General features: G+C 65.3%; 23 protein-coding genes and 2 pseudogenes. 13 read left to right on the forward strand and 12 right to left on the reverse strand.

Annotation, left to right across the window (positions count from 1 at the left end; translation table 11 throughout):
- Nucleotides 1-542, forward strand: a pseudogene (locus ACT6S0_RS18365) (hypothetical protein); the annotation flags it as partial.
- A 12-nt stretch (nt 543-554) separates the two neighbouring features.
- On the opposite strand, the gene ACT6S0_RS18370 reads toward ACT6S0_RS18365, so the two are convergent.
- Nucleotides 555-1,199, reverse strand: a complete 645-nt coding sequence (locus ACT6S0_RS18370; protein WP_444765236.1) for an arylesterase — start codon at nt 1,197-1,199, stop codon at nt 555-557.
- On the opposite strand from ACT6S0_RS18370, the gene ACT6S0_RS18375 reads away from it, so the two are divergent.
- Nucleotides 1,198-1,869 carry an ABC transporter ATP-binding protein gene (locus tag ACT6S0_RS18375; RefSeq protein WP_444765237.1) on the forward strand — a complete coding sequence of 224 codons (672 nt, stop codon included), beginning with the start codon at nt 1,198-1,200 and terminating at the stop codon, nt 1,867-1,869. The genes ACT6S0_RS18370 and ACT6S0_RS18375 overlap by 2 nt on opposite strands.
- A 147-nt stretch (nt 1,870-2,016) precedes the next feature.
- Here ACT6S0_RS18375 and ACT6S0_RS18380 read toward each other — a convergent pair whose 3' ends face one another.
- From ACT6S0_RS18380 to msrB, 4 genes are read right to left on the reverse strand one after another with little or no spacing between them, the layout of a single operon-like run.
- A complete protein-coding gene (locus tag ACT6S0_RS18380; RefSeq protein ID WP_444765238.1) occupies nt 2,017-2,820 on the reverse strand; it encodes a foldase protein PrsA in 804 nt (267 codons plus the stop codon).
- A 58-nt stretch (nt 2,821-2,878) separates the two neighbouring features.
- Entirely contained in the window at nt 2,879-3,154 is a 276-nt protein-coding gene (locus tag ACT6S0_RS18385; protein ID WP_444765239.1) for a BolA family protein, read from the reverse strand.
- On the reverse strand, nt 3,151-3,783 hold the full coding sequence (locus ACT6S0_RS18390) for a septation protein A (RefSeq protein WP_444765240.1): 633 nt from the start codon (nt 3,781-3,783) through the stop codon (nt 3,151-3,153). The genes ACT6S0_RS18385 and ACT6S0_RS18390 overlap by 4 nt, the downstream gene beginning before the upstream one ends.
- The gene (gene msrB / locus ACT6S0_RS18395) at nt 3,780-4,202 is read right to left on the reverse strand and encodes a peptide-methionine (R)-S-oxide reductase MsrB (RefSeq protein WP_444765241.1); all 423 of its coding nucleotides are present in this window, start codon (nt 4,200-4,202) and stop codon (nt 3,780-3,782) included. Before msrB ends, ACT6S0_RS18390 begins: the two co-directional genes overlap by 4 nt.
- Before the next feature lie 182 nt (nt 4,203-4,384).
- Between msrB and ACT6S0_RS18400 the strand changes: the two genes are divergently transcribed.
- The 6 genes from ACT6S0_RS18400 to ACT6S0_RS18425 all read left to right on the forward strand — a co-directional run bounded on the left by ACT6S0_RS18400 (nt 4,385) and on the right by ACT6S0_RS18425 (nt 11,396).
- Nucleotides 4,385-6,031 carry a 3-(methylthio)propionyl-CoA ligase gene (locus ACT6S0_RS18400; RefSeq protein ID WP_444765242.1) on the forward strand — a complete coding sequence of 549 codons (1,647 nt, stop codon included), beginning with the start codon at nt 4,385-4,387 and terminating at the stop codon, nt 6,029-6,031.
- An 85-nt stretch (nt 6,032-6,116) separates the two neighbouring features.
- Nucleotides 6,117-7,370: a branched-chain amino acid ABC transporter substrate-binding protein gene (locus ACT6S0_RS18405; protein WP_444765243.1), complete on the forward strand. Its 1,254-nt coding sequence runs from the start codon at nt 6,117-6,119 to the stop codon at nt 7,368-7,370.
- A 205-nt stretch (nt 7,371-7,575) separates the two neighbouring features.
- The gene (locus ACT6S0_RS18410; protein ID WP_444765257.1) at nt 7,576-8,535 is read left to right on the forward strand and encodes a branched-chain amino acid ABC transporter permease; all 960 of its coding nucleotides are present in this window, start codon (nt 7,576-7,578) and stop codon (nt 8,533-8,535) included.
- On the forward strand, nt 8,535-9,833 hold the full coding sequence (locus ACT6S0_RS18415) for a branched-chain amino acid ABC transporter permease (protein ID WP_444765244.1): 1,299 nt from the start codon (nt 8,535-8,537) through the stop codon (nt 9,831-9,833). The genes ACT6S0_RS18410 and ACT6S0_RS18415 overlap by 1 nt, the downstream gene beginning before the upstream one ends.
- Entirely contained in the window at nt 9,830-10,606 is a 777-nt protein-coding gene (locus tag ACT6S0_RS18420; RefSeq protein WP_444765245.1) for an ABC transporter ATP-binding protein, read from the forward strand. The genes ACT6S0_RS18415 and ACT6S0_RS18420 overlap by 4 nt, the downstream gene beginning before the upstream one ends.
- Before the next feature lie 82 nt (nt 10,607-10,688).
- The gene (locus ACT6S0_RS18425) at nt 10,689-11,396 is read left to right on the forward strand and encodes an ABC transporter ATP-binding protein (protein WP_444765246.1); all 708 of its coding nucleotides are present in this window, start codon (nt 10,689-10,691) and stop codon (nt 11,394-11,396) included.
- Between the two features lie 42 nt (nt 11,397-11,438).
- On the opposite strand, the gene ACT6S0_RS18430 is transcribed toward ACT6S0_RS18425, so the two are convergent.
- From ACT6S0_RS18430 to ACT6S0_RS18460, 7 genes are all read right to left on the reverse strand, one after another.
- On the reverse strand, nt 11,439-12,050 hold the full coding sequence (locus ACT6S0_RS18430) for a LysE family translocator (RefSeq protein WP_444765247.1): 612 nt from the start codon (nt 12,048-12,050) through the stop codon (nt 11,439-11,441).
- Between the two features lie 64 nt (nt 12,051-12,114).
- Nucleotides 12,115-12,900 carry an AraC family transcriptional regulator gene (locus ACT6S0_RS18435; RefSeq protein ID WP_444765248.1) on the reverse strand — a complete coding sequence of 262 codons (786 nt, stop codon included), beginning with the start codon at nt 12,898-12,900 and terminating at the stop codon, nt 12,115-12,117.
- Between the two features lie 28 nt (nt 12,901-12,928).
- On the reverse strand, nt 12,929-13,306 hold the full coding sequence (locus ACT6S0_RS18440) for a diacylglycerol kinase (protein WP_444765249.1): 378 nt from the start codon (nt 13,304-13,306) through the stop codon (nt 12,929-12,931).
- Complete coding sequence (locus tag ACT6S0_RS18445; protein WP_444765250.1) at nt 13,303-13,806, reverse strand: RDD family protein; 504 nt, start codon at nt 13,804-13,806, stop codon at nt 13,303-13,305. The genes ACT6S0_RS18440 and ACT6S0_RS18445 overlap by 4 nt, the downstream gene beginning before the upstream one ends.
- Entirely contained in the window at nt 13,803-14,624 is an 822-nt protein-coding gene (locus ACT6S0_RS18450; protein ID WP_444765251.1) for a DUF3106 domain-containing protein, read from the reverse strand. The genes ACT6S0_RS18445 and ACT6S0_RS18450 overlap by 4 nt, the downstream gene beginning before the upstream one ends.
- 10 nt (nt 14,625-14,634) lie before the next feature.
- Nucleotides 14,635-15,105, reverse strand: coding sequence for a DUF3619 family protein (locus ACT6S0_RS18455; RefSeq protein WP_444765252.1), 471 nt, complete (start codon nt 15,103-15,105; stop codon nt 14,635-14,637).
- Nucleotides 15,102-15,668, reverse strand: a complete 567-nt coding sequence (locus ACT6S0_RS18460) for an RNA polymerase sigma factor (RefSeq protein WP_444765253.1) — start codon at nt 15,666-15,668, stop codon at nt 15,102-15,104. The genes ACT6S0_RS18455 and ACT6S0_RS18460 overlap by 4 nt, the downstream gene beginning before the upstream one ends.
- A 229-nt stretch (nt 15,669-15,897) precedes the next feature.
- On the opposite strand from ACT6S0_RS18460, the gene ACT6S0_RS18465 reads away from it, so the two are divergent.
- The 5 genes and pseudogenes from ACT6S0_RS18465 to ACT6S0_RS18485 form a co-directional block, all read left to right on the forward strand.
- On the forward strand, nt 15,898-17,682 hold the full coding sequence (locus ACT6S0_RS18465) for an acetolactate synthase 3 catalytic subunit (protein ID WP_444765254.1): 1,785 nt from the start codon (nt 15,898-15,900) through the stop codon (nt 17,680-17,682).
- A 165-nt stretch (nt 17,683-17,847) separates the two neighbouring features.
- Nucleotides 17,848-18,339: an acetolactate synthase small subunit gene (gene ilvN, locus ACT6S0_RS18470; RefSeq protein ID WP_056198275.1), complete on the forward strand. Its 492-nt coding sequence runs from the start codon at nt 17,848-17,850 to the stop codon at nt 18,337-18,339.
- A 51-nt stretch (nt 18,340-18,390) separates the two neighbouring features.
- Nucleotides 18,391-19,407 (forward strand): ketol-acid reductoisomerase, encoded by a 1,017-nt coding sequence (ilvC, locus tag ACT6S0_RS18475; RefSeq protein WP_444765255.1) that lies wholly within the window; start codon nt 18,391-18,393, stop codon nt 19,405-19,407.
- A gap of 121 nt (nt 19,408-19,528) precedes the next feature.
- Complete coding sequence (pssA, locus tag ACT6S0_RS18480; protein ID WP_444765256.1) at nt 19,529-20,353, forward strand: CDP-diacylglycerol--serine O-phosphatidyltransferase; 825 nt, start codon at nt 19,529-19,531, stop codon at nt 20,351-20,353.
- A gap of 191 nt (nt 20,354-20,544) precedes the next feature.
- Nucleotides 20,545-20,777: pseudogene (locus ACT6S0_RS18485) on the forward strand (2-isopropylmalate synthase); the annotation flags it as partial.

Raw genomic sequence — 20,777 nt, forward strand, 5'->3', positions numbered from 1 at the left:
AGGCTGGGCTACCCCGCCAGCGTGACCGCGAGCCCGGCATGGGCTGGCGCAGCGAGGGGCAGCTGCCGTTGCGACGCGAGGCCCAGCGCGGGCCCGATGCGCCGAACCCGCAGCCACCCATGCCGGCGGCCCTGCCGCAGCAACCGCAGATCCAGTCACCGGTGCCGACCGTGCAGCAGCCGCGCCCGGCGTTCGAACCGCCGCGCGGTGGTGACAACATGCCGTGGCGCAACAACCAGCCGCAGCGCGACGAGCGTCGGGAGGAGCGCCGCGAAGAGCCCCGCCGCTTCACGCCGCAGCCCATGCCCCAGCCGGAACAGCCGCGCAGCATGCCGATGCCTGAGCGCGCCCAGGTGGTAGAGCAGCCGCGCCGTGTCGAGATGCCGATGCGCCAGCCTGAGCCGCCGCGCATGCAGATGCCGCAGCCCCAGCCGCAACCCCAGGTCCAGGCGCCGCCGCGTAGCGAAGGACCGCAGCGAGGTCGCCAGGACGGCGTGCCGGTGCGAGACAAATCGCCGCGTGAGCGGCAGCAGGAGCGCTGAAGCGCGAGGCGCTTACAGGAGCGGCTTCAGCGCCGGCCAGACGTTGTCCAGCATGGCTGGATGCGCCTTGGCCAGCGGATGGATGCGGTCGGGCTGGAACCACTCCAGCGCATCCGCCCGGTCCGCCACGCCCTTCAGCAGGAAGGGCACCAGGCTGGCCTTGGCCTGCTTGGCCACCTCGGCGAACAGGCTTTCGAATTCACGGCCGTAGGCGCCGCCGTAGTTCGGCGGCACCTGCATGCCCACGACGATGACCTTGGCGCCAGCCGCCTGCGCCGCACGTGCCATGGCGAGCAGGTTCTCGCGTGTGCTGGCCAAGGGCAGGCCGCGCAACGCGTCATTGCCACCCAGCTCCAGGATGACGATGGCGGGCTTGTGCGTGCGCAGCGCGGCCGGCAACCGGCTGCGCCCGCCCGAGGTCGTGTCGCCGCTGATGCTGGCGTTGACGACGCGATGCGGCTTCTTCTGTGCGGCCAGGCGTGCCTGCAGCAGTGCCACCCAGCCGGCGCCGGCCTTCAGGCCGTATTCGGCCGACAGGCTGTCGCCAACGACCAGGATGACCGGCGCCTCGGCCGCCGCGATCGACCCTGACGTCCAGCTGGCCAACAACCCCAAGCTAAAGTGCGCCACCACCGCCCGCCGCCGCAGTACCGACATGCCTGAAGTCCTTGTCCAAGTTGATCAAATCACCAAGCGCGTGCGCGACGCGACCGGGGAGCTGACGATTCTGCATGACATCAGCTTCGCGCTGAGTGCGCAGGAGTCGGTGGCCATCGTTGGTGCATCCGGTTCGGGCAAGAGCACGCTGCTGGCCATCCTGGCCGGCCTGGACACGCCCAGCAGCGGTACCGTGCGCTTGCGTGGTCAGGACCTGTTCACACTGAACGAAGACGAGCGTGCCGCCGTGCGCGCCCGTGAACTGGGTTTCGTTTTCCAGAGCTTTCAGCTGTTGCCGAATCTGACCGCGCTGGAGAACGTCATGCTGCCGCTGGAGCTGCGCGGTGACCGCGAGGCGCGCGAGCAGGCTGCGGCCATGCTGGGCCGCGTCGGCCTGAGCGAGCGCTTGGGCCACTACCCACGCGTGCTGTCCGGCGGCGAGCAGCAGCGCGTCGCACTGGCGCGCGCCTTCGTGTTGCGCCCGGCGCTGCTGCTGGCCGATGAGCCGACCGGCAGTCTGGACTTCGCGACTGGCGGCCAGGTCATGGCGCTGATGTTTGAGCTCAACCGCGAGGCCGGCACGACGCTGGTCCTGGTCACCCACGACCGCGAGATCGCGACGCGCTGCGAGCGGCAACTGCGCATCGAGGCCGGGCGCCTGGCTGCGTAAAAAGCAAAGCCCGCCGACATGGGTCAGCGGGCTTGGTAGGGTGCTGCCCTCAGGCAGCCACCGCCCCCCAGCAGCAGCCGTGTGGAACTGGCTCTGCCGGGCTACCGGCTGCGCCTCCTTGACGGCACGCAGCGCCTCGGGGGGAGGCTATTTTGCGAACTTGTAGTCCGTCTTGGCCTTGTCGACCAGGCCTTGCTGGAACTCGCCCATCTTCTGCTGTTCGATGCGCTGCTTGATCTGCGCCTTGACATCGTCGAAGGCCGGGAAGGTCGCGGGGCGGGTATCTTCGAGCTTGATGATGTGATAGCCGAACTGGCTCTTCACCGGTTCCTGCGTCATCTCACCCTTTTGCAGCGCCGTCATGGCGGCGCTGAATTCAGGCACGAAGTTGTTCGGATTGGCGAAGTCCAGGTCGCCGCCATTGGTCGCCGAGCCGGTGTCCTTCGAATTCTTCTTGGCCAGTTCCTCGAAGTTGCCGCCGGCCTTGATCTGGGCGATCAGGGCCTTGGCGTCTTCTTCCTTCTCGACCAGGATGTGGCGGGCACGGTATTCGTTGCCGGTGTTGGCGGCCTTGAACTTGTCGTACTCGGCCTGCGCCTCGGCGTCGCCGACCGGGTTCTTGGCCTTGAAGTCTTCCATCAGGCCGCGGATCAGCAGCATCTGGCGGGCCAGGTCCAGCTGGGTCCTGTAGTCGGCGGTCTGCGGCACACCGCGTTTTTCGGCTTCCTGGATGAAGATCTCGCGGCGCACGACCTCGTCCTTGACCTGGGCTTCGAGCTCGGGTGTGCGCTGCTGCTGGCCGCTCTTGGTGACCTGCTGGATCAGCGTCTCGACGCGCGCCTTGGGCACGGGCTTGCCGTTGACGGTGGCGACGTTCTGCGCAATTGCGGCAGCCGGCAACAGGGCCGAAATGGTGGCCGCGACGACGGCGGCGAGCGCAAACTTCTTCATGGGGTGGGGGTGTGATTCAGGCTAAAAAAATCGCGCCCGGAACGGGCGCAGGGGTCGATCACGCTTGACCTGATCCGGACTCGCCCGGTGTCCGGGCATCAATCGCCAGCGCGTGTATGCCGCGCTGCATCAGGTCAGCCAAAGCATGATAAACGAGGCGGTGCCGGGCAAGCCTTTGCAGGCCGGTAAAGCGGTCCGACACGACAGTCACATGAAAGTGGCCGCCCTCGCGGGCCCCGGCATGGCCGGCGTGCTGGGCGCTGTCATCGCGGATGTCGAGTTGCAGTGGCGCCAGTTCAGCGCGCAGCCGCCTTTCGATCTCCTGGCTGATCATGACTTGGTGTCCTTCTCCTGCGGCAGATGCTTGCTGAGATAGAGGCCCTGCGCCAGCGTGAACAGCAGGATGAGGCCGGTGACGCCGAAGACCTTGAAGTTGGCCCAGGCCGACGTCGAGAAGTTGTAGGCAACGTAGAGGTTGACGACACCCATGGCGGCAAAGAACAGCACCCAGGCGCGGTTGAGCTTGAGCCAGATGGCGTCGGGCAGCGGCAGTTCGGCGCTGAGCATCTTCTGGATCAGGTTCTTGCCGAAGGCGGCCTGCGCGATCCACAGGGTCAGCGCCATGGCCCAGTAAAGGCCGGTAGGCTTCCACTTGATGAAGGTCTCGTTGTGAAACCAGACCGTCGCGCCGCCGAGCACGACGACGAGGCCCAGGCTGATCCACAGCATCAGGTCGATCTTCTTGCCACGCAGCTTGAGGATGGCGGCTTGGGCCAGCGTCGCGATCATGACGACGACGGTGGCCAGCAGCACCGGTGCCTCCTGCGCACCGACGATGCCGCCCTGGACCAGGAAGCCGAAATGCTCCGTCGAAAACGCGGCCGCGGCGTCGGGGTTGCCTTCAGCGAATTTGAACGCGGCGAAGAAGAGGATCAGCGGAAGGAAGTCGAGCAGCAGTTTCATTTGCCGGGATTGTCCTTGACGAAATCGATGGAGGCCGAGTTGATGCAGAAGCGCTCGCCGGTCGGCTCCGGGCCGTCAGGGAAGACGTGGCCAAGGTGGCTGCCGCAGTTGTTGCATCTCACCTCGATACGCACCATGCCATGGCTGCGGTCGACGATGCGCTCGACGACCTCGCCGTTGACCGGCGCCCAGTAGCTGGGCCAGCCGCAGCCGGCGTCGAACTTGGTGTCCGCCTCGAACAGCGGCGTGCCACAGCCTACGCAGTTGTAGTGACCGCTGTCGAAATGGTCCCAGTATTTGCCGGTGAAGGCGCGTTCGGTGCCAGCCTGGCGGGCGACCTGGTATTGCATGGGGTCGAGCTGCTCGCGCCACTCGGCGTCGCTCTTCTGAACGGGATAGGTCTTGCTGGATTCACTCATGATGAATGTGGCGTTCAAGGCTTTAGGTCAGCCAGGCCGGCGGTGCTTGGCAGCACAGTCTAGTGAGCGGGGCTGGCCTTGGCATTCCTGGGTGTTTCCCCGGGGTCCGAAGGTCGCGGTTGTGACGTTCATGGTCTGAAACCGCGGGCTAGACTGAATCGATAAGACGCCAGGAGACAAGCATGGCATTGATGGGCCGGATGATGTCGGATCCGCTGCTGATCTCGTCGCTGCTGAAGCACGCCGAGCGGCATGCGGGCGAGACCGAGATCGTCAGTAAACGGGTCGAGGGCGACCTGCACCGCAGCAATTGGCGCGAGCTGGCGCGCCGTTCGCGCCAGGCCGCACAGGCGTTTGCTCGCCTGGGCTGCGAGCCGGGCGACCGCGTCGCGACGCTGGCCTGGAACGGCCATCGCCACATGGAGATCTACTACGGCGCTTCAGGCTCCGCCCTGGTCTGCCATACGGTCAATCCGCGCCTGTTTCCCGAGCAGATCGTCTGGATCGCCAATGACGCCGCAGACCGCGTGCTGTGCTTTGACGCGACCTTTCTGCCGCTGGTCGAAAAGGTCGCGCCGCTGTTGAAGACGGTGCAGCACTTCGTGTTGATGACCTCCCGGGCGCACATGCCGGCGAACTCGGCCATTCCGGACCTGCTGTGCTTCGACGAACTGCTGGACGCGGAAACCGGCGACTACGCCTGGCCGCAGTTCGACGAGAACACGGCATCCAGCATCTGCTACACGTCGGGCACCACGGGCAATCCCAAGGGCGCCGTCTACAGCCACCGCTCCACCGTCTTGCACGCCTATGCCGCCGCGCTGCCGGATGCCATGGACTGCTCCAGCCGCGACGTCATCCTGCCGGTGGTGCCGATGTTCCACGTCAACGCCTGGGGCCTGCCGTACAGCGCGGCCATCGTCGGTTGCAAGCTGGTGATGCCCGGGCCGCACCTGGACGGCAAGAGTCTGTATGAGCTGTTCGAGGGCGAGAAGGTGTCGTTCAGCGCCGGCGTGCCGACGGTCTGGCTGGGCCTGCTGAACTATGTGAAGGCCAACAACCTCAAGTTCTCGACCTTCAAGCGCACGGTCATCGGCGGCTCGGCCTGCCCGCCGGCCATGATGAAGTCGCTGCAGCAGGACTTCGGCGTCGAGGTCATCCACGCCTGGGGCATGACGGAGATGTCGCCGCTGGGCACGCTGTCCAAGCTGACGACGCGCCAGCTCGACCTGCCGGCCGAAGCGCAGCAGCGCCTGCTGGAGAAGCAGGGCCGTGTGACCTACGGTGTCGACATGGCTGTCATCGACGACGACGGCCGCTCGCTGCCATGGGACGGGCAGAGCTCGGGCAATCTCGTCGTGCGCGGCCACTGGGTCATCTCCCAATACTTCAACCATGACGATTCGCCGCTGGTCAGCGTGGATGGCGAGCCAGGCTGGTTCCCGACCGGCGATGTGGCCACCATCGACGCCGACGGTTTCATGCAGATCACCGACCGCAGCAAGGATGTCATCAAGTCCGGCGGCGAGTGGATCAGCTCCATCGACCTCGAGAACATCGCCATGGCCCACCCGGCCGTGCACGAGGCCGCCGTCATCGCGGCCAAACACCCCAAGTGGGACGAGCGACCGCTGCTGGTCGTTGTCAAGAAGCCTGAGGCGTCGGTCACGCGCGAGGAGCTGCTGGCCTTCTACGACGGCCGCATCGCCAAATGGCAGATTCCCGACGACGTCGCCTTCGTCAGCGAGATTCCGCACACGGCCACCGGCAAGGTGCAGAAGCTCAAGCTGCGCGATCAGTTCCTGAACCACCGATTGCCGAGCGTGTGAAGGTCGCGGGTAAGCCCGCAACTTCAGCGCGTCCCGGCTGCATTAAGTTCCGTCCGCATCAAAGCCACAACCCCAGGAGACAAGCATGTTCGACAACACTTCGGTCCGCTTCACCTTGCGCACGCTTTCGGCCGCCGCGGCCCTCGTGCTCGCGGTCGGCGCCGCTCATGCCCAGAAGGGCGAGACCGTCAAGCTGGCCTACATCGACGCGCTGTCGGGCCTGATGGGCCCGGTCGGCCAGAACCAGGTCAAGACGTTCCAATTCCTCGGCGAGAAGTTCAACAAGAGCAACCCCGCCGGTGTGAAGTTCGAGATCGTCACCTTCGACAACAAGCTCAGTCCCGCCGAGTCGCTCAATCTGCTGAAGGCCGCAGCCGATCAGGGCATCCGATACATCATGCAGGGCAACGGTTCCAGCGTGGCCCTGGCGCTGAGCGACGCGGTGCAAAAGCACAATGACCGCAACCCGGGCAAGGAAATCGTCTACCTGAACTACTCGGCGGTGGACCCCGACCTGACCAACAGCAAGTGCAGCTACTGGCATTTCCGCTTCGACGCCGACACGTCGATGAAGATGGAAGCGATGTCCTCCTTCATCAAGGACCAGCCGGACGTCAAGAAGGTCTTCCTGCTGAACCAGAACTACGCTCACGGTCACCAGGTCGCCAAGTACGCCAAGGAGACGCTGGCCCGCAAGCGCCCCGACATCCAGATCGTCGGCGAGGACCTGCACCCGCTGGCCCAGGTGCGCGACTTCGCGCCGTATGTCGCCAAGATCAAGGCCAGTGGAGCCGACACCGTCATCACCGGCAACTGGGGCTCGGATCTGGCACTGCTGGTCAAGGCCGCCAACGAGTCGGGCTACAACGGCAAGTTCTTCACCTACTACACCGGCGTGACCGGCACGCCGACGGCGCTGGGTACGGGCGGCGCTGGCCGCGTCTACCAGGTGGCCTACAGCCACTACAACATGGGTGGCGAGACGCAGAAGTTGGCCGACGAGTACAACAAGCGCTTCAACGATGACATGTACACCAACAGCATCCAACACATCTACACGATGCTGAGCCAGGCCATGGCCAACGCCAAGTCCACCGACCCGGTCAAGGTCGCGGCTGCACTGGAAGGCCTGACGGTGAAGAGCTTCAACGGCGAAGTGACCATGCGCAAGAGCGACCACCAGCTGCAGCAGCCGCTGTTCATCTCGGTCTGGCAGAAGGCCGATGCCAAGCATCCCTACAGCCCCGAGAAGACGGGTATGACGCTGGCGCCGGTGAAGCAGTTCGAGACCTACGTTTCCTCGACGCCGACTTCCTGCCAGATGAAGCGTCCGGGCTAAGCCCAAGCCGTCTTGCTGCTGCGCAAGCCAATCTTGGGCCTGCAGTGCTCGCCGTACGGGTGTACGGCTCCGCGCTTCGGCCCAACCTTGGCCTGCTCGCGACGCAATCCGGCTCAGCCCGGAGCGTGGTTTCGCTGAGGATCGAGTTTTGGATCAAGTCTTCATCAACCTGCTGAACGGCCTGTCGTCTGGTTTGCTGCTCTTCATGCTCAGCTCCGGGCTGACGCTGATTTTCAGCATGATGGGCGTGCTGAACTTCGCCCACGCCAGCTTCTACATGGTGGGCGCCTACGTCGCCTACACGCTGGTGGGCATCGTCGGCTTCTGGCTGGCACTGCTGTTCGCGCCACTGGCCGTCGGGCTTTTGGGGGCTGCCTTCGAGCGCCTGGCGCTGCGGCGGGTGCACAAGTTTGGGCACGTGCCCGAGCTGCTGATCACCTTCGGCCTTTCCTACGTCATCCTGGAGCTGGTGCAGTTGATCTGGGGCCGCACGGCCGTGCCATTCACGCCGCCGTCCGCGCTGCAGGGTTCGGCCTTCACCATCGTTTCACACCCGGTCGAAGGCATGTCGCTGATGCTGGGCAAGGCCGCGCCGGAGATTTGCGCGGCAGCCTCGTGCTCCAACTTCCCGCTGACCAAGGCCTTCATGATGGTCGTCGCGCTGCTGATGCTGGTAGCGCTGTGGCTGCTGCTGACGCGGACGCGGGTCGGCCTGGTCATCCAGGCCTCGCTGACCCACCCGCACATGGCCGAGGCGCTGGGACATAACGTGCCGCGCGTACTGATGCTGGTCTTTGGCAGCGGCTGCGCGCTGGCCGGCCTGGCCGGGGTCGTGGGCGGCATCACCTTCGTGACCGAGCCGAACATGGCCGCCTTCATCGGCGCGATCATCTTCGTCGTCGTGGTGGTGGGTGGCATCGGCTCGCTGGCCGGCGCCTTTGTCGGCTCCATCGTCGTCGGCCTGCTGCAGACGTTGCCCCTGGCGGTGGATGGCTCGCTCGCCACGCTGCTGAGCGGTTGGGGCCTTGCGGTCACGCAAAGCACGCCGGGCTACCCGCTGCTGCGCCTGACGATGGCCGAGGTGGCGCCCATCCTGCCCTATCTGCTGATGGTGCTGATCCTGATCTTCCGGCCTAAGGGCCTCCTGGGTACACGAGAAGACTGATGGCGAGCACCAAGGATTTCCATTTCAAGCCCTACAACGTCGGGCGCTGGATCGTCTGGGGCTTTTTCGCGCTGATCCTGCTGGTCGCGCCGCGCATCTGGACCAGCGGCCTGGCGCAGACCATGCTCACGCAGATGGGCATCGGCATCATTGCCTGCTTGGCCTACAACATACTGCTGGGCCAGGGCGGCATGCTCAGCTTCGGCCATGCTGTCTACAGCGGCATGGGCGCCTTCCTGGCCATCCACGCGCTCAACAAGGTCGGGGCCGGCACGCTGGGCATTCCGGTCAGCCTGATCCCGCTGGTGGGCGGACTGGCCGGCCTGGTCTGCGCGGTGCTGCTGGGCTACATCTCGACGAAGAAGGCCGGTACCCCGTTCGCAATGATCACGTTGGGCATCGGCGAGCTGGTCTTCGCGCTGGCGCTGATGCTGCCCGAGTTCTCGGGGGGTGAGGGCGGTGTGTCGAGCAACCGCGTCATCGGCCAGCCGGTCATGGGCATCAGCTACGGGCCGCAGATCCAGGTCTATTACCTCGTTGCCGTCTACTGCTTCATCTGCACGGCGGCGATGTTCGCGCTGACCCGCACGCCGCTGGGCCGCATGCTCAACGCCGTTCGCGACAACCCCGAGCGCGTCGAGTTCGTTGGCTACAACACCCATTGGGTGCGCTTCATGGCCTTCACGATTTCCGGCTTCTTCGCCGGCATCGCAGGTGGCCTGGGCGCCATCAACACCGAGATCGTCAATGGCGCCGACGTGCTGCACGCGGCGCGCTCGGGCGCCTACCTGCTGTTCACCTTCCTGGGCGGCGCGATGTTCTTCTTCGGGCCCATCCTCGGCGCCGTGCTGATGGTGTTCTGCGGCGTGATGCTGGCGGAGCTGACCAGCGCCTGGCTGCTCTACCTCGGCTTGCTCTTCCTGTTCATGGTGATGTATGCGCCGGGCGGCTTCGCCAGCCTGATCCTGATGAACCTGCGCGTGGCCGCCTTTGGCAAGTTGAAGAAGCTCTGGACTTCCTACCTCGCCCTGGCCGGTACGGCCTTGGTGGCGCTGGTTGGTGCGGCAGCGATGATCGAGATGCTCTACCACCGCCAACTCAACGAGGCCCTGGGTCCGCAGATGAAGTTCATGGGCGCTCAACTCGACAGTGCGGGTCTGGATGCCTGGTTCGGCGCCGCCTTCCTGGTCATCATCGGCGTGGCCTTGTTCGAGCTGGTGCGCCGTCACTATGTGCACGAGTGGGGCGAGATCCAGGAAGACATCGAGAAGGAAATCAAGCGGAGGGAAGCGCTGTGACCGCAACGACATCCGCCTACGCCGTCGAGTTGCGCGATGTGCGCAAAAGCTTCGGCAAGAGCGAGATCATCCGAGGCGCCAACCTCGCCGTGCAGGCCGGCGAGCGCGTGGCCATCATCGGGCCCAACGGCGCGGGCAAGAGCACGCTGTTCAACCTGATCAGCGGCCGCTTCGGGCCGACCTCGGGCGAGATCCAACTGCATGGCCAGCGCATCGACGGCAAGAAACCCTTCGAGATCAACCGCCTGGGCCTGTCTCGCAGCTTCCAGGTCTCCAACCTGTTCACACGCCTGAGTGTGTTCGAAAACATCCGCTGTGCCGTGCTGTGGAGCCTGGGTCACCGCTATGCCTTCTGGAAGTTTCTGGCCGACCTGGACGACGCCAACGACCGCACCGACCAGATTCTCGAGATGATCAAGCTCGACAAGCGCCGCGACGTGCTGGCCATGAACCTCACCTACGCCGAGGCGCGGGCGCTGGAGATCGGCATCACCATCGCCGGCGGCGCCAGCGTCGTGCTGCTCGACGAACCCACGGCCGGCATGAGCAAGAGTGAGACCAAGCGCTTCATCCAGCTGATCCGCGAAGTGACCGTCGGCAAGACGTTGTTGACGGTGGAGCACGACATGGGTGTCGTGTTCGGCCTGGCCGACAAGATCGCCGTGCTGGTCTACGGCGAGGTCATCGCCTTTGATGTACCCGACGCCGTGCGCGCGAATGCGCGGGTGCAAGAGGCCTACCTGGGCTCGGTCCTGGCGGAGGCCCACGCATGAGCGCCGAGCGCAAGGCCGCCCCCAAGCCGGCGCGCGTCCGCATGGGGGACCGCTTGGCGTACCCGCACGGCGAGGGGCATCCATGACTGGGCGCGTATTGACACTGAACAACGTCCACGCCTTCTACGGCAAGAGCCACGTGCTGCACGGCGTCAGCATGCACGTCAAACCGGGCGAGATCGTCAGCCTGCTCGGCCGCAACGGTGCCGGGCGCTCGACAACGGTCAAGACCATCATGGGCCAGGTCGACGCCAAGGGCTCGGTGCGCTGGGGCGACGTGGAGCTGGTCGGCCGCCATGCCTACGAGATCGCGCACATGGGCCTGGGCTATGTGCCCGAAAACCGCGACATCTTCCCCAAGCTGACGGTGCATCAGAACCTGATGCTGGGCGAAAAGTCGGGCGCGAAAAACCCGCGCTGGGGCTTCGACGACATGTACCGCCTGTTCCCGCGGTTGAAGGAAAGGCAGCACACCGAGGCCGGCGTGCTCTCCGGCGGCGAGCAACAGATGCTGACCCTGTGCCGCACGCTGATGGGCGACCCCGACCTCATCATGATCGACGAGCCCACCGAGGGCTTGGCGCCCAAGATCGTCGAGCTGGTCGCCGAGTACCTCAAGGAGTTGAAGAACCGCGGCATCGCGGTGCTGCTGGTCGAGCAGAAGCTGGCCATCGCGATGGAGATTTCCGAGCGCTGCTACGTGATGGGCCACGGCCGCATCGTCTTCGAGGGCTCGCCGGACGACCTGCGCGCCAATGCCTACATCCGCAAGGAGTGGCTGGAGGTCTAGAACCGCGCCTGCCCGCCAGTTGATGCGGGGAGAAGCCGCGGCCTAACGGGACGTCAACGCCAGCTTGGCGCCCAAGGCCACGAAGGTCGCCGCGAAGCTGCGCCTCAGCCAGGCCATGACCCTCGGGTTGCCCAGCACTCGCTCGCGCATGCGCGCCGCAAAGGCGCCATAGAGCGCAAAAACTGCAAAGGTCATGGCCATGAAGATGGCCGACAGCTGCAGCATTGTCAGTGTCGGGGCCGCGTCATCCCTGGCGATGAACTGCGGCAGGAACGCCAGGAAGAACATCGACAGCTTGGGGTTGAGCACGTTCACAAGCACCGCGTAGCGGACGACTTCCCAGTCGGAGCGCTGCGATCCTCCCGCCTCCATCTTCAGCGCGCCATGCTCGCCCCAGGTCATCCAAGCCAGATAGAGCAGATAGGCCACGCCAGCGAACTTGATGACCTCGAAGGCCAGGCTGCTGGCCTGCAGCACGGCCGCGAGGCCGGTCACTGCGGCCAGCATGTGCGGCACGATGCCCAATGTGCAGCCCAGCGCAGCGATGGTGGCCGTGCGCGTGCCGCGCGACAGGCCGGTAGCGATGGTCACCGCGGCGCCGGTGCCAGGTGATGCGACGACCAACAGCGAGACGGTCAGGAATTCGATGTTCATGCAGGTGCTCCACTGAGGGAAGGCCATGCTGCAGCCGGCGCCGCGCGCCGTCTTGAAGGAAATTTCAGGCGCGGGCGTAGGCGCCGGGCGTGAGTCCGAAGCTGAGCACGAAGCAGCGCGTCATATGGCTTTGGTCCGCGAAGCCGCTCGCCGCCGCCGCCTCGGCCAAAGACAAGCCGGCTCGTATCAGCTGGCGCGCACGCCCCATGCGGCGTTGCAGCACATAGGCGTGGGGCGGCAGGCCGGTCAGCCGGGTGAATGCGCGCAGGAACTGGTAGCGGCTCAGCCCCGCTTCTGCCGCCAGCGCGGCCAGTGTCAGCGCGGCACTCGGCTCGTCGTCGATGCGCTCGCGAGCGGCGACGATGCGGCCGCCGGTGGCTACGATTTCAGGCCCCGGCTGCAGCAGTGCGGCGGTCAGCGCGAGCAGCGCCGTCTCGGCATGCAGCGCTTCCGCTCCGACGGTTGCAGCATCGAAGAGGTCTAGAAACCGCGCGACCAGGCTGCGGTCTCGGATGACCGGCGCCGTGAACTCGAATCCGGCGTTGGGCATCACGTCGCCGGCCGCGGCGATCAGCTGCGCCGGCTCGACGTAGAGCATGCGCCAGCGCCGGCCGCTGGCGTCGAAGGGCTTGCCGTCGTGCACCTCGCCAGGATTGACGGTGATGAGGTCGCCCGGGCCGGCCTCAACCACGCCCCGGCCGCTGGCCGACTTCTGTGCGCCGCGTTCGATGAGACCGATGCCGAACTGCGCGTGAATGTGGCGTCCGAAGGCGTGGGAGGAGTCGGCCACGACGGCTTCAATGCCAGCGAGACCGCTGGGCAGGAGCTGGAAGCCGCGCCGGGAGCTCATGACGGCGCCGACTCTGGCATGAATCGGTCTAGCGCAGATGCTGCCAGACCGCCGCGCCCCAGACGCCGACGGCCAGCAGCAGCGACAGCAGCACGGCTGCGCTGGCGATGTCCTTGGAGCGCTTGGAAAGGTCGTGCAGCTCTAGCGACACGCGGTCGATGGCCGCCTCAATGGCCGAGTTCAGCAACTCGACAATGAGCAGGATCATCAGCGAGCCGATGAGCAGGGCGACCTGCACCCAGTCGCTACCCAGCCAGAAGGCAAGCGGCGTGGCAATGACCATCAGCCACACCTCCTGCCGGAAGGCGCTTTCACCGCTGTAGGCCGCCTTCAAGCCTGCCAACGAATAGCCGGCGGCATGCTTGATGCGATCCAGGCCGGTGCGGCCCTTGTGCGGGTTGCTCACGAGCGCATCGGAAGCTGGGTGATGACCCGCGAGCCACAGATCGCGTCGTGCGGGAATTGTCTCTGCGGGTGCAGGCGCGCCAGCTGCGCATAGGCGACCATCCATGCCAGGACGCCGGCGGCGAGCAACCAGCCCTTGACGCCCAGCGTCCACAGGCTCAGCCCGGGCAGCACCCACAGCCAGCTGACCACATAGCGCGTCAGGGCCCTGCCAACGCCGAGTGGCTGCCCGTGCAAGTCGACCACGCGCAGATGCCAGGTCTTGAGTGCCAATGTCTGGCCGGAACGCGTCCAGAACGTCACGAAGTAGAGCGCCGGCACGCCGAAGACGAAGACATAGCCCGGCAGGCCGAACAACGCTTCTTGCTGGCGGGTCGCGACGACGTAGACGAAGCAGGCGAAGAACAGCACGCCGAACAGCAGCACGCCTTCATAGACGAAGGCCGCGAAACGTCTCGCCAGGCCGGGCGGCGCGGCGGCCATGTCGACCTTTGCCGTCATTTTTGCGGGGTGGCCGAGCGCGGCGCCTTCAGCGACTTGGGAAGCAGCGTCTTGGGGTCGATCAGGGCCGGGTCCGCCACGACCTTGGACTGACCCGCCGTCTGGTGGCCGGGCTGGGCCAGTCCGCGCGTGATCAGTACCGTGGTGGCGCCGGGCTTGGCCTGGATCAGGCTGCCGGTCACCGGCACCTGCGTGACGAGCTTGGGCGCGGTGGGCAGGATGCTCGACTTTGGTAGCGCCGCGACCGGCTTGTGAGGCGCGCGGGCAGCCTGGGCCTCGCGGCGGGCGCGGGCCTTGGCCGCCAACGCCTGGCGCTGTTCGGGCGGCAACGCCTGGTAGGCTTCCCAGCGGGCCTGTCGTTGCTCCGCAGTCAGCTGCCTGGTGACCTGGAACCCGATGCGGGCGTTGACCCGTTCGGAGGCGCTCAGGCGGGTCCAGTCGCGCATGCGGTCATGAACGCGCTTGATCTCCTCGCCAGACATCGTCGCCAACGTGGGCGTGGCGCTGAGCCATTTGCTGCGCTGCGGATCGGCGATGTCAGCCCAATCGCGCTCCAACGGCGCCAGCAGCGCCTGCTGCTTCGGCGTCAGGCCACTCCACGGTGGGGGAGGCGCACTGAGCGCAGCGGGCGCGACGGGCTTGGCCAGCGAGCGTGGTTTGCTGGCCGATGAAGCGGGGGCGCTGGCCATGCTGGCAGCCGGCTCGGACGGCCAGGCGGCATCTGTCGCCTGCGCAAAAGCAGAAAACCCTGCTGCGCTGAGCAGCAGGGCCATTGACAGGCGGCAAAGGGCGGGCAGCGTCAGCGCGGCTCGGGTCATTCGTGTCCGGTCATTCTTCGGCATCGCGGAGGAACTCCGCAAAGCCCGGGTCGGTGAAGGCGGACGGCGGCAAGCTGTCGCTGAGCAGTGCGGTGTCGACCTCGGCGGCCGCCGCGATTTGCTCGTTGACCTGGCCTTGCTGCATCAACAGCAGACCGGCAGCCAGCAATAGCAAGGGCAGGGCGGACAAGAGCAGGGTCCAAAGACCGCCGCCGTCTGCGCCGCTGCGCGGACCGCCGTTCAAGGCAAGGGTCGAGCCCATCAGCGCCACGCCGGGCGATGTACTCACCGCCGCGCCTGCGGCTGCGCGGGCCTGGCTGGCGCGTGCAACAGCCTGCTCGCGCGCGAAGCGCAGCCGTTCCGACACATCATGAGGCAGGGCGTTGCTATGTTCGGTCAGGCTTGCGGCAACGCGCAGGCCGAAGCGTGCGACACGGGAATCGAGCTCGGCGGACGGAGCGGAAAAATTGGGCGACTTCATAGCGTGATTCCTTTGGCCCTGAGTGCCTTGGCCAATGCGTGCACCGCTCGCGAGCAATGCGTTTTGACGCTGCCCTCGGAACACCCCATCACTGAAGCGGTCTCGGCAACATCCAGTTCCTCCCAGTAACGCAGCAGAAAGGCTTCTCGTTGACGCGTCGGTAACTCCTGCACCTCTGCATCAATCAGATGCAAGGTTTGCGCCCGGCTCACCTCATCAGCGGCACTCAGTGCGCCCAGCGCGCCCTGCTGTGCTTCGAGAACTTCCAACAAATCGAAATCGCCGTCCGCATCGCGCCCCTCGAAGTCGGACATGTTGCTCATCACGGCGTTGCGGGTCTTCTGACGACGGAAATAGTCCATCGTCGCGTTGGACAGGATGCGCTGGAACAACGGCGGCAACTCAGCCGCAGGGCGGTCGTAATAGTTCTCAGCCAGCTTGATCATGGCGTCCTGCACGATGTCGAGTGCGGCATCGTCATCGCGAACCACGTAGGCCGTGCGCTTGAAGGCGCGGCGGTCCACGGTGCGCAGGAAGTCGTTGAGTTCTTTGTCGGTGGCCAAGGCTGGGGCGGGTCCGGACGGCAGCGCGGATTATGTCATTCGCCTGATACGAAGGCTCGCGCCGTTTTGCTCGGCATAATGCTGCTTCGCACAAAGAGTCAATGGTCTTTCAGTGGCCGCCCGACAGGGGCACCATCGATGGATGCGCAGGTTCCGAATCCGCCTCACGAGGGCGAGAAGAGGGGCACCAATGGTTTTTCGTTAGAGAAATTCACAAAGGTTCTAAAAAATGGATATGTCTGCCGCGGAAATCAAGCGCGCCGCCCTGGCGCAGCCGCAAATCTCCCCCTCCCATGCCACCGCGGAGCTCAACGGCTCCGAGATCCTCGTGCGCTGCCTGCAGGCCGAAGGGGTGCGCCATCTCTGGGGTTACCCGGGTGGTGCGGTGCTCTATATCTACGACGCGCTCTACAAGCAGGAAAGCATTCAGCATGTGCTGGTGCGCCATGAACAGGCTGCCGTCCATGCCGCCGATGGCTTTGCCCGCGCGAGCGGTGAGGTGGGCGTGGCGCTGGTCACTTCGGGCCCCGGCGTAACGAATGCAGTCACCGGCATCGCCACGGCCTACATGGATTCGATCCCGATGGTCATCATCACGGGTCAGGTGCCAACCCCGGCCATCGGCCTGGATGCCTTTCAGGAGTGCGACACGGTCGGCATCACACGCCCCATCGTCAAGCACAACTTCCTGGTCAAGGACGTGCGCGACCTGGCGCTGACGATGAAGAAGGCCTTCCACATCGCCCGCACCGGCCGGCCTGGCCCGGTCGTGGTCGACATCCCCAAGGATGTGTCGCTGGCCAAGACGACCTTCAGCTACCCGGACCGCATCGAGATGCGCTCCTACAACCCGGTCAAGAAGGGCCACAGCGGCCAGATCCGCAAGGCCGTGCAGCTGCTGCTGCAGGCCAAGCGGCCTTACATCTACACGGGTGGCGGTGTCATTCTTGGTGAGGCGACGGCGGAGCTGCGCCAGCTGGTCGACATGCTGGGCTTCCCCTGCACCAATACGTTGATGGGCCTGGGCGCCATGCCGGGCACCGACCCGCGCTTCCTGGGCATGCTGGGCATGCACGGCACCTACGAGGCCAACATGACCATGCAGCACTGCGACGTGCTGCTGGCCGTGGGCGCGCGCTTCGATGACCGCGTCATCGGCAATCCCAAGCACTTCGGCTCGGTCGAGCGCAAGATCATCCATGTGGACATCGACCCCTCGTCGATCTCCAAGCGGGTGCGCGTCGACATCCCCATCGTGGGCGATGTGAAGGACGTGCTGCAGGAGCTGATTGCCCAGTTGAAGGAGGCGCAGGCAAAGCCTGACGCCCATGCCGTCAACGCATGGTGGAGCCAGATCAACGAATGGCGCGGCCGCGACTGCCTGGCCTTCAAGGGTTCGGACGAGGTCATCAAGCCGCAAATGGTGGTCGACACGCTCTGGCAGCTGACGCGCGACCGTGACACCTACATCACGTCGGACGTCGGCCAGCACCAGATGTGGGCCGCGCAGTACTACAAGTTCGACCAGCCGCGCCGCTGGATCAACTCGGGCGGCCTGGGCACCATGGGCGTGGGTCTGCCGTATGCGATGGGCATCAAGCTCGCCAAGCCGGAGGCGGACGTGTTCTGTATCACCGGCGAAGGCAGCATCCAGATGTGCATCCAGGAGCTGTCGACCTGCTTCCAGTACAAGACGCCGGTCAAGATCGTGTCGCTGAACAACCGCTACCTGGGCATGGTGCGCCAGTGGCAGCAGCTCGACTACGGCGGTCGCTACTCGCACAGCTACATGGACGCGCTGCCCGACTTCGTGAAGCTGGCCGAGGCCTATGGCCACGTCGGCATCCTGGTCGAGAAGCCCAGCGATGTGGAGCCGGCGCTGAAGGAGGCGATGCGCCTGACCGACCGCACCGTGTTCCTCGACATCCGCACCGATCCGACCGAGAACGTCTGGCCCATGGTCAAGGCGGGCAAGGGCATTTCCGAGATGCTGCTGGGGTCGGAAGACCTGTGAGCCCCTGAAGCTGCGGGCTCTGGCTGGCGTTACCGCGCCAGCCGGGGCTCATGGCAGAAGTTGCAATCAGTCCGATACCTGTGGCGATTTCCCTCAACTCGAACCCGCAGCCAAGGTCCGGCAGTTACCGCTGCCGGCGCTGAAGAGCGCGAAGGACGAAGACCCATGAAACACATCATTGCCTTGCTCATCGAGAACGAGCCCGGTGCGCTGTCGCGCGTCGTCGGCCTGTTCTCGGCGCGCGGCTACAACATCGAGAGCTTGACGGTCGCGCCGACGGAAGACCCGTCCTTGTCGCGCATGACCATCGTGACCACCGGCAGCGACGAGGTCATCGAGCAGATCACCAAGCACCTCAACCGCCTCATCGAGGTCGTCAAGGTCGTCGACCTGACCGAGGGCAACTACACCGAGCGCGAGCTGATGCTCATCAAGGTTCGCGCCGTCGGCAAGGAGCGCGAGGAGATCAAACGCACCGCCGACATCTTCCGCGGCCGCGTCATTGACGTGACCGAGAAGACCTACACCATCGAGTTGACCGGGGACGCCGGCAAGCTCGACGCCTTCATCGATGCGATCGACCGTGCGTCCATCCTCGAAACCGTACGCACCGGCGCCAGCGGCATCGGCCGCGGCGAGCGCATCCTGCGCGTCTGATCCGTCCCACCCGACACCTACACCCACAGTTTTTTCCTGGAGCGACCCATCATGAACGTCTACTACGACAAGGACGCCGATCTCAGCCTCATCAAGGGCAAGAACGTCACCATCATTGGCTACGGCTCACAAGGCCATGCCCACGCGCAGAACCTCAACGACAGCGGCTGCAAGGTCACCGTCGCGCTGCGCCGCAGCGGCGCGTCCTGGTCCAAGGCCGAAGGCGCCGGTCTGAAGGTCGCCGAGATTGCCGACGCCGTGAAGTCGGCCGACGTCGTCATGATCCTGCTGCCCGACGAGCAGATCGCCGACGTTTACAAGAACGAGGTCGAGCCCAACATCAAGGAAGGCGCGTCGCTGGCCTTCGCGCACGGCTTCAACGTGCACTACGGCCAGGTGCAGCCGCGCGCTGACTTGGACGTCTGGATGGTCGCCCCCAAGGCCCCGGGCCACACGGTGCGCAACACCTATCGCCAGGGCGGCGGCGTGCCCCACCTGATCGCCATCTACCAGGACAAGACTGGCAAGGCCCGTGATCTGGCCCTGAGCTACGCCGCGGCCAATGGCGGCGGCAAGGCCGGCATCATCCAGACCTCGTTCCGCGAAGAGACCGAGACCGACCTGTTCGGCGAGCAAGCCGTGCTGTGCGGTGGCGCGGTCGAGCTGATCAAGGCGGGCTTCGAGACCTTGACCGAAGCCGGTTACGCCCCTGAGATGGCCTACTTTGAGTGCCTGCACGAGCTCAAGCTCATCGTCGACCTGATCTATGAAGGCGGCATCGCCAACATGAACTACTCGATCTCGAACAACGCCGAGTACGGCGAGTACGTGACCGGCCCGCGCGTCGTCACTGAAGACACCAAGAACGCGATGCGTCAGTGCCTGAAGGACATCCAGACGGGCGAGTACGCCAAGAGCTTCATCCTTGAGAACAAGGCCGGCGCCCCGACGCTGATCAGCCGCCGCCGCCTGACCGCCGAGCACCCGATCGAGCAGGTCGGCGAGAAGCTGCGCGAAATGATGCCCTGGATCAAGGCCAACAAGCTGGTCGACAAGGCCAAGAACTGATCTTTGCAGCCTGTCTGCGAGACAAGGCCGGCGCCGAGAGGCGTCGGCCTTTTTTTTGCTCCGCGCCCAGGATGGCTCGATCATGGGCAGCCGCGCAAGGCCCTGCGCTATCCTGCCGCCCATGACGCCCGAACCCATCGAAGACGACGAGCCCAGCATCGCCGTCCGACCCCGCCGCAAGGGCATCTACGCCCTGCCCAACGCCATCACCCTGGCGGCGTTGTTCAGTGCCTTCTACGCCATCATCATGGCGATGAATGGGCGCTTCGAGACGGCCTGCGTGGCCATCTTCGCCGCCGCCGTGCTCGACAGCCTGGACGGCCGCGTTGCGCGCATGACCAACACGCAGTCGGCCTTCGGCGAGCAGATGGACAGCCTGTCCGACATGGTGGCTTTCGGCGCCGCACCGGCCCTGATCGTCTATATGTGGGCGCTCAAGGACATGGGCAAGCCGGGCTGGATTCCCGCCTTTGTCTACATCGCCGGCGCGGCGCTGCGGCTGGCGCGCTTCAACGTCAACATCGCTGTCGTCGACAAGCGCTTCTTCCAGGGTCTGCCGAGCCCCGCGGCGGCGGCCATCGTCATGGGCCTGATCTGGTGTGCGATCGATGCGCCCTGGTACGCCGGCGTCAGCAACATGGCCTGGCTGCGCTGGACAGCGTTTGGCGTGACCTTGTTCGCCGGGCTTTCGATGGTGACGAATGCGCCCTTCTACAGCTTTAAAGTCTTTGATCGCCGGCGCAGCGTGCCCTTCATCGTGCTGGTGGCCATCATGCTGGGCATCGGTCTGATTGCCCTCGACCCACCCACGGTGTTGTTCGTGATCTTCTGTGTGTACGGGCTGTCGGGCTATGCAATCTACGGCTGGCGCAAGTCCAAGGGCAAGCCGGTCAGCGTCATCTCCACCAGCACCGACGAGCCCGATGAACGAGGCTTGCATCAGTAGGCTTTCATGCTAGATTCCAGCCCCATGAGCCGCGCCAGCATTAGCCTGCTACTAGTCCTAGAGGAACCACGGGTTCGCTAGTCAGCCACGCGCACGCTCATCTGACCCCAACGGCCCGTATGCAACCGCAGCGGGCCGTTCGTGTTTTCAAAGGCTGCTGGTTGCGCCACCCACCCTCGGATGGAAGACCCATGTTGAAGCAACCGCAGCAGAAGTACCGCGCCTTCGCGCCCATCACCTTGCCGGACCGTCGCTGGCCCGACGCCGTGCTGACCCGCGCGCCGATCTGGCTGAGCACCGACCTGCGCGACGGCAACCAGGCGCTGATCGAGCCGATGGACATCACCCGCAAGCTGCGCATGTTCCAGCAGCTGGTGAAGATCGGCTTCAAAGAGATCGAGGTCGGCTTCCCGTCGGCGTCGCA

Origin of the sequence: Roseateles sp. (assembly GCF_052436255.1) — a bacterium.
In the GTDB taxonomy this organism is placed as follows: Bacteria; Pseudomonadota; Gammaproteobacteria; order Burkholderiales; family Burkholderiaceae_C; genus Pelomonas.